Raw genomic sequence first — 14114 nt, forward strand, 5'->3', positions numbered from 1 at the left:
TCTATTTATATAGAGATATGTAGATGATCTATCTAACTGTAACGGCTGTGTGAAAAAATTTCAGCGAACACCTGTGAGTCATAATTATGGCTTTTGATTACACGTGTGCGCCCAATCTCGGTGAATGGAAAACAATAGATAAGAAAAAAGGCTGGAATTCCAGCCTTTTATATAGAGAGTACTTATATTAGCTTGTCGCGTAATGCTTAGAAGCTGCGGCTGTACTGTAAGCCGAATAGAATCGCGTCCGCACGTGTTGTACCAGATACTTGCGATAGAGTTACATCACCAATGCCAGGGACTGTTGAACCAGTAACTTCGTTTACATCTACGTCTTTACCAACTAGGTAAGTGAAGCCAACATCAATGTTAGATTCTTTGTCGATGTGGTAAGTGGTACCCACAGAGAACCATTGACGATCTGAATCCGGTACAGAGATAGAAGTTGTCTTATCTTGTGCACTTGTATCGTACATGTAGCCAGCGCGTAGCGTCCAATCAGAGTTCATGTAGTACGTACCACCAATAGAGTAGTGCCAACCGTCTTGCCAGTTGTACTCGTTCAGAGTTTGAGTCGTACCATTGATTGTTGCATCCAGTTTATCAAATGCCTTCCAACCGATGTATTGAACGCTGTAGTGTACCGCAAACTTAGTATCTGTAATTTTGTGGTAACCAGAGAACTCAGCAATGTCTGGCAAAGGCATGTGTAGCTTACCGTTGCTGTCTGAATTTGTTAGATATTGAACGTCGCCTTCAGCTTCGATCTCTGGGCTGTAACGGTAAGAAAGACCGAAACGGTTGTTCTCGTCTAGTTCAAAGACAGTACCCACGTTAAAGCCAACGCCAAAACCTGTTGCATCAGCATTTAGCAAAGACGTACCTTGTGGAATTTCACCAGCCGCACAACCCATAGGGGTAGGGAAAGCACACAGTCCTGTACCTGCACTACGTTTCAGTTTACCCGCACCGTAAATTAGGTCTAGACCAGCACCAAAGCTCCACTGTTCGTTTAGACGGTAAGAACCTGCCACACCAACGTTTACACTCTTAACATCAGTAAGGCCGCCGTATTCAGACCAAGATAGGCTGTTCGAGAATTCAGTTTTAGTACCGAAGTTAGAGTATGCGTTTACACCCCAAGCAAACTTTTCATTAACAGGAACAATGAGGTGGATGTTAGGTGCTACCGATGTACCGCCTGCATCATCGTAAGATTCAGCAGCTGAGCCGTTGTAGCTCATATTTTTTGCAGTGATATCAGTAGTGATAGTTTCAAAACCTAGCGACAGTTCCATTTTGTCAAATAGAGCCATTGCTGCTGGGTTACGAGCCATTACAGATGCGTTATCTGCAATTACTGCATCACCTGCGAATGCACGACCGATACCAGTCGCTGATTGTGCGTTTAGCTGGAAACCAGCTGCCATTGCTTGACCAGATGCCATTGCAACCGTCACTGCTAGGAGAGTCTTTTTAAACAGACGCGTATTCTGAGTCATTATTTATTCCTTATTAGTTTCGTCTCTTTGGACGATAAGTTGAGCTTTTGCTCAGTGGCGCAGATAGTAGTATTAAGAGTGGACCATACAAATCCGACCATTGGATAAATTTGAATAAAAATTGCAGAAATGATGTCTAAATGTCGGGAAATTGCACCTAAAGTGCATAATTTAGAGTTTTGACTCTAAACTCAATAGGTGAGGTGAATGTTTTGCTTTGAATTTATAAACAAAAAGCCGCTAAATTTCGAAATTTAGCGGCTTTTTACTGTTTAGTATTGTGGTTTCGATGCAGTTCTTACATCGGTTCCATCATAGGAGCGAGTTTCGCTGCGATGGCTTCAACGTCTTCACCGCTGTTACCAACAAGAATCATGCTTGCTTTACCTACGGGTTTCACAACGCCGCTCATACCATCTTTATCAAAGTCGACTTTCTGATCACTCTTCACGTCAGTAACAAACATGGTTACTTTGCCTTCTTTTCCTTGGAAGACCATATGAAGAGCATTGTTCGACTCACCAAAGCCACAATGATTCAGGTAGTAGACGTGGTAAGGGAAGTCGCCATTGATCTGATAATGGAAAGGCATCATCTTGGCGTTTACTTGCCTATTAGAAACATTCTCGTCTAATTGGTTAACGAACTCTTTCTCTGCCACGACATGCTTCATTGCGGTGTCAGCTAGGCTTGCTTGTGCTGGAGAAACAATAACATTGCCCCAGTTGATTTGACCTACAAGTAGACCAGCAGTAAACGCAACCGATGCCGCCAGTGCCATCGCTTTACGAGCAAAATTCGGTCTTACCACTTTGTCGTCATCTAGCGCGTTTGACGTTTGGCTAAACAGAATTTTGTCGGCAAGGTCTTCAGGCACATCCACATTCATGGCTTGCTTGATTTTAAGGTCGAGATCCAAAACGTCATCAACAAACTTGCTGTTAGCGTCGTTCTCAGCTAAAGCTTGCAGAATCTCTTCATCCTTCTGTTTTGGATCCGACAAAATACGACGACGAAATTCTAAATCATCCATTTTTTTGTCCTCTCTGAGTATCTTGAGAATCCAACATCTCTTTTAATTGATTACGGGCACGGAATAGGCGCGTCATTACTGTGTTCTTGTTTAAATCAAGAATGTCACCGATTTCTTCTCCACTGAAACCGCCTACAACTTGAAGAAATAAAGGTTCACGGTATTCGACGTCGAGCTTCATGATCTGAGCTTGCAGCCATTCCTGTTGATGATGTGGGTCATCGCTGACTTTAGCATCATTGCCGTAGTCATCGATATCAACCAAATCAAATTGTTTACGCTCGAAGCGGCGTGCGTTTTCTCGTCTTAATATGGTAATAAGCCAAGATTTTGCAGCCTTTTCATCTTGAAGACTATCCAGCGACTTCCATGCACGCAGACAGGTCTCTTGAACCAAATCTTCTGCAACCGCCTTATCCTTGCACAACCAGTAAGCGTAGCGATACAAGTCTCTGTGATAGCCCCGAACAAGAGCTTCGTATTTTCTTTGTCTGTCCATATCAGAGTTGACCGGACTGTTGGAATTTTTCTTTCCAAACATTTTAAATATTGCCACAGGAGCCTCCGTCTTGCTCTGTGAGGTCATAGTTCGATTTGACTACATCTGTATGTAGTTTAGCAGCAGCACAATATACTTCTTCTACGATCAAGCACTTATTTGAAGTGATGATAATTTATTCTATATCGTTTTAATGGGGTACTTTCCTACACCTTTTTTGGGGCGATTTGAAGTTATTCGAACTTTGATACGGTGGGAACCCGTAAAATCGCCATAAAATTGATCTATTTCAAAATCTCGCGCAGTGAAGGGGCTATAGTACATCTTGTCATCTAGTTAGTCATTGACGACTAACATGTTGAGCAAGATGACACTTCCTTTTGAAGGCTGACTTTACTTTCTCCTAATCAGGAAACTGATTAATTTTACAATTGGCGTATGTTAATTGTTTTATAGATATTCCGACCACACAGTTTTGTGTGGTTTTTTTTTGCTTCAATTTTACCTTCCGCACACTTCTCCTCTGTTTTACTCACTATAGTTAATCATTCTTAATCGCCTAAGAATCAATGAACTAGAGCAATAGATCTACTCGCTTCACGTTTATTTAAACGCATGTTTGATAAATTTAACAAACTGATTACAATGCATCAGGTCAGACCTCTTGTATTTAAGGAGAAACAATGGGCAAGCAGGAAGTGAAAACACGCCACGGTGAACGTGTTGCTATTGTCGCAGGGCTACGAACCCCCTTTGCTCGTCAAAGCACTGAGTTCAGCCAGGTGCCAGCGGTCGATTTAGGCAAAATGGTAGTGAGCGAAATGCTTGCTCGCACAGACATCGATCCGAAACTCATCGAACAAGTGGTATTTGGACAAGTAGTTCAAATGCCAGAAGCGCCAAACATTGCACGTGAAATTGTGCTTGGTACAGGAATGCACATCCACACTGACGCTTACAGTGTTACTCGCGCGTGTGCGACCAGCTTCCAAGCTGCAGTCAACGTTGCTGAGAGCATTATGGCGGGCAGCATTGATGTTGGTATCGCGGGTGGTGCGGACTCTTCATCTGTTCTACCTATTGGTGTTTCTAAGAAACTTGCCGCGAACTTGCTTGCGCTAAGCAAAACCAAAACGCTGGGTCAAAAGCTCAACGTTCTCAAAAAACTCAGCTTTAAAGATTTAATGCCAGTACCGCCAGCGGTAGCTGAGTACTCGACGGGTCTTTCAATGGGACAAACTGCCGAGCAAATGGCGAAGTCACACGGCATTACTCGTGCAGAGCAAGATGCTTTGGCGCACCGTTCTCACTCTCTAGCTTCGCAAGCTTGGAAAGACGGCAAGATCCAAGACGAAGTGATGACAGCTTTCCCAGAACCTTACAAAAAGTGGATCTCTGAAGATAACAACATTCGTCATGACTCGACATTAGAAGGCTACGCGAAACTGCGTCCAGCTTTCGACCGTCAATATGGCAGCGTAACAGCCGCGAACAGTACGCCATTAACCGATGGTGGTGCAGCTGTGATGCTAATGCGCGAAGGCAAAGCGAAAGAGCTAGGTATGGAAATACTTGGCTACATCCGCGGTTATGCATTTTCTGCCATTGGCGTAGAAATGGACATGCTAATGGGACCAACATACGCGACAGCAAAAGTGTTGGAGAACACCGGTCTAGAGCTTTCAGATCTGACGCTTATCGATATGCACGAAGCTTTTGCTGCTCAAGCATTGGCGAACGTGAAGATGTTTGCTTCTGATAAATTTGCCCAAGAAAACCTAGGTCGTTCGAAAGCGATAGGTGAAATCGATATGGATAAGTTCAACGTCCTTGGCGGTTCCATTGCCTACGGTCACCCATTTGCCGCAACTGGCGCACGTATGATGACGCAAACGCTGCGTGAGCTTAAACGTCGTGGCGGTGGTCTTGCGTTGAATACCGCATGTGCCGCAGGTGGTCTTGGTGCAGCAATGATTTTGGAGGTTGAGTAATGAGCGAGCAAAAAGCATTTAGTCTAAAGATTGATGAGCAGAACATTGCTTGGCTAGCCATCGATGTGCCAAACGAGAAAATGAACACGTTGCAAGCGGCGTTTGCAGATGAGATGAAAGAGATCTTTGCTCAACTAAAAGACACCAGCGGCGTGAAAGGGATGATCATTCATTCCCTAAAACCAGATAACTTTGTTGCTGGTGCTGACGTTCGTATGCTTGAAGCGTGCACAACAGCGAGTGAAGCGGAAGCATTGGCTAAGCAAGGTCAAGAGTTATTCCAGCAGTTGTCTGATCTGCCTTATCCGGTTGTTGCTGCGATTCACGGCCCATGTCTAGGTGGCGGTTTAGAGCTTGCGCTAGCGTGTGATTACCGCGTGTGTACCGATTCTGATAAAACGCGTCTTGGTTTGCCAGAAGTGCAACTTGGTTTGTTGCCTGGTTCTGGTGGCACTCAGCGCCTTCCTCGTCTGATTGGTCTATTGCCTTCGTTAGACCTTATCCTTACAGGTAAACAACTGCGTGCCAAGAAAGCGAAAAAACTTGGCGTTGTTGATGCGTGTGTACCGGAGACGATTCTTCTTGATGTAGCTGAGCAGCTTATCGAAAAAGGGAAGAACAAAGGTAACAAGAAGCAATCGACAAAAGAGAAGTTGATGTCGGGCAGCGGTTTAGGTCGTAAGTTTGTGTTTGAGCAAGCCGCGAAGAAAACCAATGAGAAGACCCGCGGTAACTACCCAGCAACGGTTGCGATTCTCGAAGTCATTCAGCACGGTCTTGAAAAAGGCTTTGTTCAAGGTCAAGAGCTTGAAGCGAAGCGCTTTGGCGAATTGGTGATGAGTTCAGAATCTAAAGCACTGCGTTCTATTTTCTTTGCTACTACAGAAATGAAGAAAGAAAACGGCGCAGAAGCTGAGCCAGCTGCAGTCAACCGAGTTGGCGTGTTGGGTGGTGGTCTAATGGGGGCTGGCATTAGCCATGTTTCTGTTGCGAAAGCGAAAGTGCCAGTACGTATTAAAGATGTCAGCAATGATGGCGTGCTTAACGCGTTGAACTACAACTACAAGTTGTTCGAAAAGCAGCGTAAGCGCCGCATTATCTCGAAAGCGGGTCTGCAATCTAAAATGCTGCAACTGTCTGGTGGCATTGACTTCACAAGCTTCAACCATATTGATGTAGTAATTGAAGCCGTGTTTGAAGATCTTGACCTGAAACAGACGATGGTTGCAGATATTGAAGCGAACGCAAAACCAGAGACCATCTTTGCGACCAACACGTCTTCGCTGCCAATTCACAAAATTGCAGAAAAAGCAGAGCGTCCAGAAAACATCGTCGGTCTGCATTACTTCAGCCCAGTGGAGAAAATGCCATTGGTGGAAGTGATTCCTCACGAAACCACGTCAGAAGAGACCATTTCTACCGTTGTTGCCCTTGCTAAGAAACAGGGCAAGACACCAATCGTCGTGAAAGATAAAGCAGGCTTCTATGTAAACCGCATTCTTGCGCCTTACATGAACGAAGCTGCACACATCTTGCTGGCAAATGAGCCGATCGAACAACTTGATGGAGCACTGCTCGACTTCGGTTTCCCAGTAGGTCCTATCACCTTGTTGGACGAAGTCGGTGTGGATATCGGTGCTAAGATCATGCCGATCTTGGTTAACGAATTGGGCGAACGATTTAAAGGTCCAGACGTATTCGACACACTACTGAATGACGGTAGAAAAGGTCGTAAGAGTGGTAAAGGCTTCTACACCTACAAAGGTAAGAAGAAAGAAGTTGATAAGTCCGTGTACAAGCTATTGAACCTGACGCCAGAGTCTAAGCTGAGCGACAACGACATTGCATTGCGTTGTGTACTGCCGATGCTCAACGAAGCGGTTCGCTGTTTGGACGACGGTATTATCCGCTCTCCACGCGATGGTGATATCGGTGCGATCTTTGGTATTGGTTTCCCACCATTCCTAGGTGGTCCGTTCCGTTACATGGACCAATTCGGTTTGAAAGAACTGGTTGAGAAAATGAACGAGTTTGCATCGAAATACGGCGATCGGTACGCGCCATGTGATGGCTTACTCACTCGCGCGGGTGAAGGTCGTAACTTCTACGATTAATGGCTTTCGCTAAAAATAGAAAGGCTTGCGTGATGCAAGCCTTTTTTGTGTTTGAGATTATGAGACGTTATTTCTTCTTGTCTTTTTTGTCCTTGTCGTGACCTTTGCCTGGGTTGTTATCACCGTGGACACTAGAATTACCTTTGTGGTCTTTGTCATGCTTCCCTGAGGAGCAATCGTCGGACTTTATTGATACGTTATCACCATCAAGGCGCAAACAGTCTTCACTCAGTTCGAAATCGTCACCCTTAATTGTGATGTCTGCATGGGCAACAGGTGCGAGTGGCATAAGTACAGCAGCAAGTAAAAGTAGCTTTTTCATTTAGTCCTCGTGTTTGCGTAATTATTGAACAAGGTAATTACAGCATAAACGAAATGACTACTTTTACCATTTCATGCCATTTCCATACTTAAGTCTCTTACCCGAGACCGAAGTCTTTTGGACGCAGTTGAAACTCTTCGATCGAGCCCACTTCTAAACCGAGATTGATACGGGGTTCGTCCGCGTGAGCGATGCCTTGTGAGTGCATCACTAAACGATTAGCAGTACGAGGTTTAAGCTCATTGACCACAAAGCGAATCATGTCAGTGCGAGTTAACTCTTTAAGCTCTTCCAACACTTTTTCGCGCTGATTAAAGTCGGTGTCTTTGTTTCCAATTGCTACCCATAGGCGCTGCGCTCGCCCGCGTAATGTGGTGTCAGGCGTTGCAATTTGGTTCCACAATCCGCGTTTACTGCTGTGCCACTGGTATTCATTGAGCTCTAACAGCACCATGTAGAACGCATTTAAAAACTCATCGATTGAGGTAACCAGTTCGGCTGGTGCAGCATTCGGTGACTGCACATAAAGCACAATCCCCGGGTGGCGGTTAAGCGGCATGTTCCCCGTGCCAACCATGTAGCCTAGCTGTTGTTTGGTTCGGATTTCATGGAAGAAGGTTGCCGACATTAGGTGGTTCGCCAAGGAATAAAGTGCAATGTTACGAGGCGAGATGTCTTCGCATTGGTGATAAATCACTACAGCTGAGTCTTGCTGGTTACAGTTTACTTCGCGTTGGAAACTGCCGTTTTCACCCAGCATGACGAGTGGGCGAAGCGCTTCTTCGTAACGTTGTTCTTTTACGCGAAGTGCGTCTTTCAATGTGTTTGCCATGTCATGAGCTTGCTGACGCTGCCAATCGCCATAAACGAACATCTCAACGTGTAGCTCAGCCAGAATCGATTCAACGAACACTGACAGCTCATCCACTTCAATCTCTTCCAATGCTTCAACCAATGTTGCGAATGGCGGATTGTTCGGTTGGAGTAAGCCTGTTAATGCATTAAAAAGCTGTGAAATAGGACGATCTTGCGATGAATTTCGCCAATTGCGTAACAGTTGCTGCTTAATGGTCTCAAAGCGAGCAGGGCTGAACTCACGTGCAGCAAAGCGATGCAGAATCATTTCTAGCAGTTGAGGTAGCTTTTGGCTAAAACCCGATAATGTCAGCGTGACGCCGCCTTGGTGAGCATACATGTTGTAACCCATGCCTGCGATTTCAGCTTGATACGTCTCTTTGGCTAGAGAATCGAGGAACATCTCAACACATAGTCGTGTTTTCACGATGTTTTTCGGTGATGCTACCGCGTGTGAACTGTCGATGGCGACGTAAACGACACCTTTTGGTACTCGGAATTCATCGTCTTGCAAATGCCATAAACGGAAGCCTTCTACATCCTCCACCAACTCCGGCAATGAGCCACCGTTTTCAAACGGTTTTGGATCGAGTTCGTAGCAAATGTATGGGTTCTTTTCTGGGAGAACGAATTGCCAACTTGGGTCGATTTGTTGATAGAAACGGCGCTGCTCTTCGCTAAACGGCGTTACCGAGTAAGGCGTGAAGTACCACTCTGCGGTTTGGTTGTATTCCAAGCCTTTCGCTATCAAGGTGACGCGAACATTTTCAACCGAAAGATATTGGAGTAATGAGCGTTGAAGCGCTTCATCATAGCCTGCCATTTTGTAGTCACCATAAACCGTGTCTTCAGGTTGATAGTGCTGCATATTGATCACTAGATGGCTGACCAAATCCATTGGACGTGATGGCTCTTGGAAGCGAAAAGCAGATTCCAACACCGCTTGTTTTTCCAAGTAGCGCCACTCATCCATACCACCTTGTTTGATCATGGAGAGGTATTGGAATACCGCTTGAACGATGTCATCGATATGGTCCAAGCCGTTTGGCGTAAGGGTGCAACTTACGGTGAAATCGCGGTAGTTACTACCGCTCGCACCACCACCTGCTGAGAGGGAGGTAATCCAGCCTTTCTCTTTGAGTTGAAGCATCAGACTGCCTTCGCCTTCGTAACCCAACAGGTGAGCAAAGTAGGAGAGAGGCTTCACGCTATAGTGCGCATCCATTCCCGGCATTGGGAACGTGAGAATCAGTTTACGGAACTCTTTGATTGGCTCGACTTGAACCAAGATGCCCGTGCTTTCTTCAGTACCAATAGGCTCATCGATCGACTTGCCGCGTAGTTGGTGATTTGGAATGTCGGCAAACATGGTTTCTACCCATGCTTGCTGCTCATCAAGAGATTGCGGACCAAACAAAGTCAGCGTCATCAAATCAGCGGAATACTGTGAGTGGTGAAATTCAACTATCTCGTCGCGGATGGATTTGCCATCGCGATCGCCAAGTGTATCTAAGTTACCGACAGAAAATTTTGAAAACGGGTGCTCTGGGTTGATGACTTCTTTGTTGACTTGATACAGACGGCGAGAATCATCGTTCAGTTTGAGCTTGTATTCGGAGTCGACCGCTTGGCGCTCTTTGTCTAACGCTTCTTCGTTAAACAGTGGTGCAGTAAAGAATTGGCTGAAGCGATCAAGCGCGGTTTCAAAAGCAGTTGGTGTGACATCGAAGAAGAAACAGGTGTGCTCGGTGCCCGTCCAAGCGTTGTTGGTGCCACCATGTTGACTAATATAACTTTGAAACTCGCCCACTTTAGGGTATTTTTCCGTACCCAAAAAAAGCATGTGTTCTAGATAGTGTGCCAGACCTTGGCGATCCATCGGATCATCGAAGTGTCCAACGTTTACTGCTAGGGCTGCTGCCGACTGTTGAGCTGTGTCGGAATGAATCAGCAACACGCGCAGAGCATTACTCAATGTAATGTAGCGGTATTGATTTGAATCGTTTGGACTTAGGTGCACGATGCGTCTCCAGATTTCGCATTACAGTAATTATGATCCCCGAGCGGGGAGGCGCAAAGTTTGCGCTTCGACAAATACTGCTTGCCGCATTTTTGTTATTCGTAAGAGTACTGCATAAGCCCATCAGCAAATTGCTATGGGGTTCGAGCTATTTGAAGGAATGCACTGAGTTCATAACTTCATCGTAGAATGTGATGAACTGAGTATATTCTTTTTAATAGATTGTTAAGAAAGTCGCTATCTTTAGCAAGCGAATTGGTATAATGAACCGATAATTATATCAGTATTTTTGTTTCGACATTATTAAAGTTAGCCCGCTATCCGTATAAAGATAGCAGTCAACCTTTTGGTAGCGTTAGCTATCCCTAGGAAATAACATGAAAATATTTATCTTGCGTCACGGTGAAGCAGAGCATTTTGCGAACACCGACGCAGAAAGACAACTGACTCCAAGAGGCAGAACTGAATCGGAAGCAGTTGCCCGAGCATGTAAAGAGCAAGGTTTTGCTCAATTCGACAAAGTACTGGTGAGCCCGTACATTCGAGCGCAGCAAACTTGGCAAGAAATCAGCGCACACTTTTCGGCTAAGAGCATCGAAACGTGTGAAGATATCACGCCTTACGGTCAATCCGACCAAGTGTTTGATTTCGCTAATGCGTTGATTGAAGTTGAGAAGCTTGAATCTCTTTTGTTTGTGTCGCACTTGCCGCTGGTGGGCTACCTTACCTCGGAATTTGTGAAAGACATGACGCCACCAATGTTTCCAACATCTGGCTTGGTGTGCATTGAATTTGATCCGCAAACACAACGCGGTGAAGTGCTTTGGCATATCACGCCATAGAACACTAGCTCTCGAGACAATGGCTCGAGAAAAACAAAAAGGCAGGTTTAACCTGCCTTTGTCGTTCTTGCTCGTCCGAGAAGTACTTCTCGAAGTCGGTGAGTTATTTTTCTGGAATGGACAGCAGCACCAGTAGGGCACCATCGCCGCCAAACTCTAGAGGCGCTTGGTGGAATGCCATTACGTCTGGGTGTTGAGCTAACCAAAGCGGCGCTTTCTGCTTCAGAATGTGCTTACCGATGCCGTGTTGTACACACGCACAGTGGATTTCGTTTTTCACGCAGTACGCGATCATCGCACCGAGTTCTCGCTTGGCTTCTTGCTGTGTCATGCCGTGCATGTCTAGGAAAACGTCAGGCACGTACACGCCACGACGAAGACGTTTCACTTCATAAGTGGACACATCGTCACGGGCATAACGAGTTGGTCCCTCTTCATTAAGAAGCGGAACAAACTCATCAGAAAAGTAAAACTCAGAATCACTCGCTTCACGGTTTGAGCGTGTGATTTCTTTTTGCTTAGTATTTTTTTTTGGTTGCTGGATTATGGTATCCTGTCGCAACTTTTTTACGCCCTGTACTGCATCCTTAAACAAGGCGAAATCGTCATCGTGTTCGGTGTCTTTTTTGCTCATTAGGTAAACAATTTCATTTTTACAATTTATGGCAGTATTGTAGCGCTTTTCGGAGGCAATTTTGGATAAGATTTTTGTAGAAGAGGCGGTATCGGAGCTCCATACCCTTCAAGATATGATTCGTTGGACGGTAAGCCGCTTTAACGCAGCTAACCTGTTTTACGGTCATGGCACTGATAATGCGTGGGATGAAGCGGTTCAGCTTATCCTGCCAACATTATACTTGCCGATTGATGTGCCTCCGCACGTATTGAACTCTCGCCTTACGACAAGCGAGCGTCTGCGTATCGTTGAGCGCGTAGTAAAACGCATCAACGAGCGTACACCAACTGCATACCTAACGAACAAAGCATGGTTCTGCGGTCTTGAGTTCTTCGTTGATGAGCGTGTTCTTGTGCCACGTTCTCCAATCGGCGAATTGATTCAAGCGGAATTCCAACCTTGGTTGGTGGAAGAGCCTACGCGCATCATGGACCTATGTACGGGTTCTGGTTGTATCGCTATTGCTTGTGCGCACGCTTTCCCTGAAGCAGAAGTTGACGCGATCGACATCTCTACAGACGCTCTACAAGTGGCTGAGCAAAACGTACAAGATCACGGCATGGAGCAACAAGTGTTCCCAATCCGCTCAGACTTGTTCCGCGATCTTCCAAAAGAGAAATACAACCTGATCGTGTCTAACCCACCTTACGTGGACGAAGAAGACATGAACAGCCTGCCAGACGAGTTCACGCACGAGCCTGAACTAGGTCTAGCTGCTGGTACTGACGGTCTAAAACTGGTTCGTCGTATCCTTGCTAATGCGCCAGACTACCTAACAGACGACGGTATTCTTGTGTGTGAAGTCGGTAACTCGATGGTCCACATGATGGAACAGTACCCACAAATTCCATTCACTTGGATTGAGTTCGAGAACGGCGGTCACGGCGTATTCATGCTAACGCGTGACCAATTGGTTGAGTGTGCAGAAGAGTTCAAACTGTACAAAGACTAAGTCTGTCGAAATAAACCATTCGAATAAACAATGAAAACACCGAGCCCAGTGCTCGGTGTTTTTTTATCCGCTTCGCACTGAGCTTGGAAAATTTCGGCTGTTTTGTTTTTTCCGCCAAATCGGGCTTTACATCAAAACGTAATACCGCCACTATGATTCCACGAAGAATTGAAAAGCAGTTGCGCTCATGGAGAGCGTGGCGACAAGAACTTGAGGAAGTAATGGCAGGAAACAGTATCGGACAACATTTCCGAGTAACGACATTCGGAGAAAGTCACGGTATCGCACTAGGATGTATCGTAGACGGATGCCCTCCAGGTTTGGAAATCACTGAGGCAGATCTGCAAACGGATCTCGACCGTCGCCGTCCTGGCACATCACGTTACACTACCCAACGTCGTGAACCGGACGAAGTAAAAATTCTTTCTGGCGTTTTTGAAGGTAAAACCACAGGTACTTCAATTGGTCTGATGATCGAGAACACAGACCAACGTTCTAAAGACTACTCAGACATCAAAGACAAGTTCCGTCCAGGACACGCTGATTACACTTACCACCAAAAATACGGTGTGCGCGACTATCGAGGTGGCGGCCGTTCGTCTGCTCGTGAAACGGCAATGCGTGTGGCGGCTGGTGCAATCGCTAAGAAATACCTAAAAGACGAGTTCGGTGTAGAAATCCGCGCTTACTTGTCGCAAATGGGTGACGTTTCAATCGATAAAGTGGATTGGAATGAAATCGAAAACAACGCGTTCTTCTGCCCAGATGCAGACAAAGTGGAAGCGTTTGATCAACTTATCCGTGATCTGAAAAAAGAAGGCGACTCTATCGGCGCTAAAATTCAGGTCGTGGCAACCAACGTGCCTGTTGGTCTTGGTGAGCCTGTATTTGATCGTTTGGATGCAGACATCGCCCATGCGTTAATGAGCATCAATGCGGTGAAAGGCGTGGAAATCGGTGACGGTTTTGATGTGGTAAACCAAAAAGGCAGCGAGCACCGTGATACGCTTTCACCAGAAGGCTTTGGTAGTAACCACGCGGGCGGCATTCTTGGCGGTATCTCTACTGGTCAAGAGATTGTTGCAAACATCGCGCTTAAGCCAACCTCAAGCATTACGGTGCCAGGTGAGACTATCACTAAAGAAGGTGAACCAACTCAGCTGATCACTAAAGGTCGTCATGACCCTTGTGTGGGGATCCGCGCTGTGCCTATCGCAGAAGCGATGCTGGCTATTGTCGTTATGGACCATTTGCTACGCCACCGTGGTCAAAACCATGGCGTACAAACCGAGACTCCAAAGATTTAAG

General features: G+C 45.9%; 11 protein-coding genes. 5 read left to right on the top strand and 6 right to left on the bottom strand.

Annotated elements, in window-relative coordinates; translation table 11 throughout:
- Positions 1-206: 206 nt before the first annotated feature.
- The 3 genes from A9237_RS13020 to A9237_RS13030 all read right to left on the bottom strand — a co-directional run bounded on the left by A9237_RS13020 (position 207) and on the right by A9237_RS13030 (position 3076).
- Positions 207-1502, bottom strand: coding sequence for an outer membrane protein transport protein (locus tag A9237_RS13020; RefSeq protein ID WP_005438760.1), 1296 nt, complete (start codon positions 1500-1502; stop codon positions 207-209).
- A gap of 298 nt (positions 1503-1800) precedes the next feature.
- Positions 1801-2535, bottom strand: a complete 735-nt coding sequence (locus tag A9237_RS13025; RefSeq protein ID WP_020197091.1) for a DUF3379 domain-containing protein — start codon at positions 2533-2535, stop codon at positions 1801-1803.
- On the bottom strand, positions 2528-3076 hold the full coding sequence (locus tag A9237_RS13030; protein WP_020197092.1) for a sigma-70 family RNA polymerase sigma factor: 549 nt from the start codon (positions 3074-3076) through the stop codon (positions 2528-2530). Before A9237_RS13030 ends, A9237_RS13025 begins: the two co-directional genes overlap by 8 nt.
- Before the next feature lie 641 nt (positions 3077-3717).
- On the opposite strand from A9237_RS13030, the gene fadI reads away from it, so the two are divergent.
- Both fadI and fadJ read left to right on the top strand, forming a co-directional pair.
- Positions 3718-5025, top strand: coding sequence for an acetyl-CoA C-acyltransferase FadI (gene fadI, locus A9237_RS13040; RefSeq protein ID WP_078608328.1), 1308 nt, complete (start codon positions 3718-3720; stop codon positions 5023-5025).
- On the top strand, positions 5025-7139 hold the full coding sequence (fadJ, locus tag A9237_RS13045; RefSeq protein ID WP_078608329.1) for a fatty acid oxidation complex subunit alpha FadJ: 2115 nt from the start codon (positions 5025-5027) through the stop codon (positions 7137-7139). The genes fadI and fadJ overlap by 1 nt, the downstream gene beginning before the upstream one ends.
- 67 nt (positions 7140-7206) lie before the next feature.
- Here fadJ and A9237_RS13050 read toward each other — a convergent pair whose 3' ends face one another.
- On the bottom strand, positions 7207-7461 hold the full coding sequence (locus A9237_RS13050; protein ID WP_041057922.1) for a hypothetical protein: 255 nt from the start codon (positions 7459-7461) through the stop codon (positions 7207-7209).
- A gap of 97 nt (positions 7462-7558) precedes the next feature.
- Positions 7559-10336, bottom strand: coding sequence for an insulinase family protein (locus A9237_RS13055; protein ID WP_078608330.1), 2778 nt, complete (start codon positions 10334-10336; stop codon positions 7559-7561).
- Positions 10337-10713: 377 nt separating this feature from the next.
- On the opposite strand from A9237_RS13055, the gene sixA reads away from it, so the two are divergent.
- Positions 10714-11178, top strand: coding sequence for a phosphohistidine phosphatase SixA (sixA, locus tag A9237_RS13060; protein ID WP_005438776.1), 465 nt, complete (start codon positions 10714-10716; stop codon positions 11176-11178).
- 103 nt (positions 11179-11281) lie between these two features.
- On the opposite strand, the gene smrB is transcribed toward sixA, so the two are convergent.
- Positions 11282-11812 carry an endonuclease SmrB gene (gene smrB / locus A9237_RS13065; RefSeq protein WP_009698558.1) on the bottom strand — a complete coding sequence of 177 codons (531 nt, stop codon included), beginning with the start codon at positions 11810-11812 and terminating at the stop codon, positions 11282-11284.
- 61 nt (positions 11813-11873) lie between these two features.
- On the opposite strand from smrB, the gene prmB reads away from it, so the two are divergent.
- Positions 11874-12806: a 50S ribosomal protein L3 N(5)-glutamine methyltransferase gene (gene prmB, locus A9237_RS13070; RefSeq protein ID WP_005433096.1), complete on the top strand. Its 933-nt coding sequence runs from the start codon at positions 11874-11876 to the stop codon at positions 12804-12806.
- Positions 12807-13027: 221 nt separating this feature from the next.
- Positions 13028-14113 carry a chorismate synthase gene (gene aroC, locus A9237_RS13075; RefSeq protein WP_005448015.1) on the top strand — a complete coding sequence of 362 codons (1086 nt, stop codon included), beginning with the start codon at positions 13028-13030 and terminating at the stop codon, positions 14111-14113.
- Position 14114: the final 1 nt, after the last annotated feature.

Origin of the sequence: Vibrio owensii, assembly GCF_002021755.1 — a bacterium.
GTDB lineage: Bacteria > Pseudomonadota > Gammaproteobacteria > Enterobacterales > Vibrionaceae > Vibrio > Vibrio owensii.

Coding starts and splice junctions, on each gene's coding strand:
- A9237_RS13020 (WP_005438760.1), bottom strand. CDS start 1,502: ATGACTCAGAATACGCGTCTGTTTAAAAAGACTCTCCTAGCAGTGACG.
- fadJ (WP_078608329.1), top strand. CDS start 5,025: ATGAGCGAGCAAAAAGCATTTAGTCTAAAGATTGATGAGCAGAACATT.
- A9237_RS13050 (WP_041057922.1), bottom strand. CDS start 7,461: ATGAAAAAGCTACTTTTACTTGCTGCTGTACTTATGCCACTCGCACCT.
- smrB (WP_009698558.1), bottom strand. CDS start 11,812: ATGAGCAAAAAAGACACCGAACACGATGACGATTTCGCCTTGTTTAAG.
- fadI (WP_078608328.1), top strand. CDS start 3,718: ATGGGCAAGCAGGAAGTGAAAACACGCCACGGTGAACGTGTTGCTATT.
- A9237_RS13025 (WP_020197091.1), bottom strand. CDS start 2,535: ATGGATGATTTAGAATTTCGTCGTCGTATTTTGTCGGATCCAAAACAG.
- A9237_RS13030 (WP_020197092.1), bottom strand. CDS start 3,076: ATGTTTGGAAAGAAAAATTCCAACAGTCCGGTCAACTCTGATATGGAC.
- aroC (WP_005448015.1), top strand. CDS start 13,028: ATGGCAGGAAACAGTATCGGACAACATTTCCGAGTAACGACATTCGGA.
- sixA (WP_005438776.1), top strand. CDS start 10,714: ATGAAAATATTTATCTTGCGTCACGGTGAAGCAGAGCATTTTGCGAAC.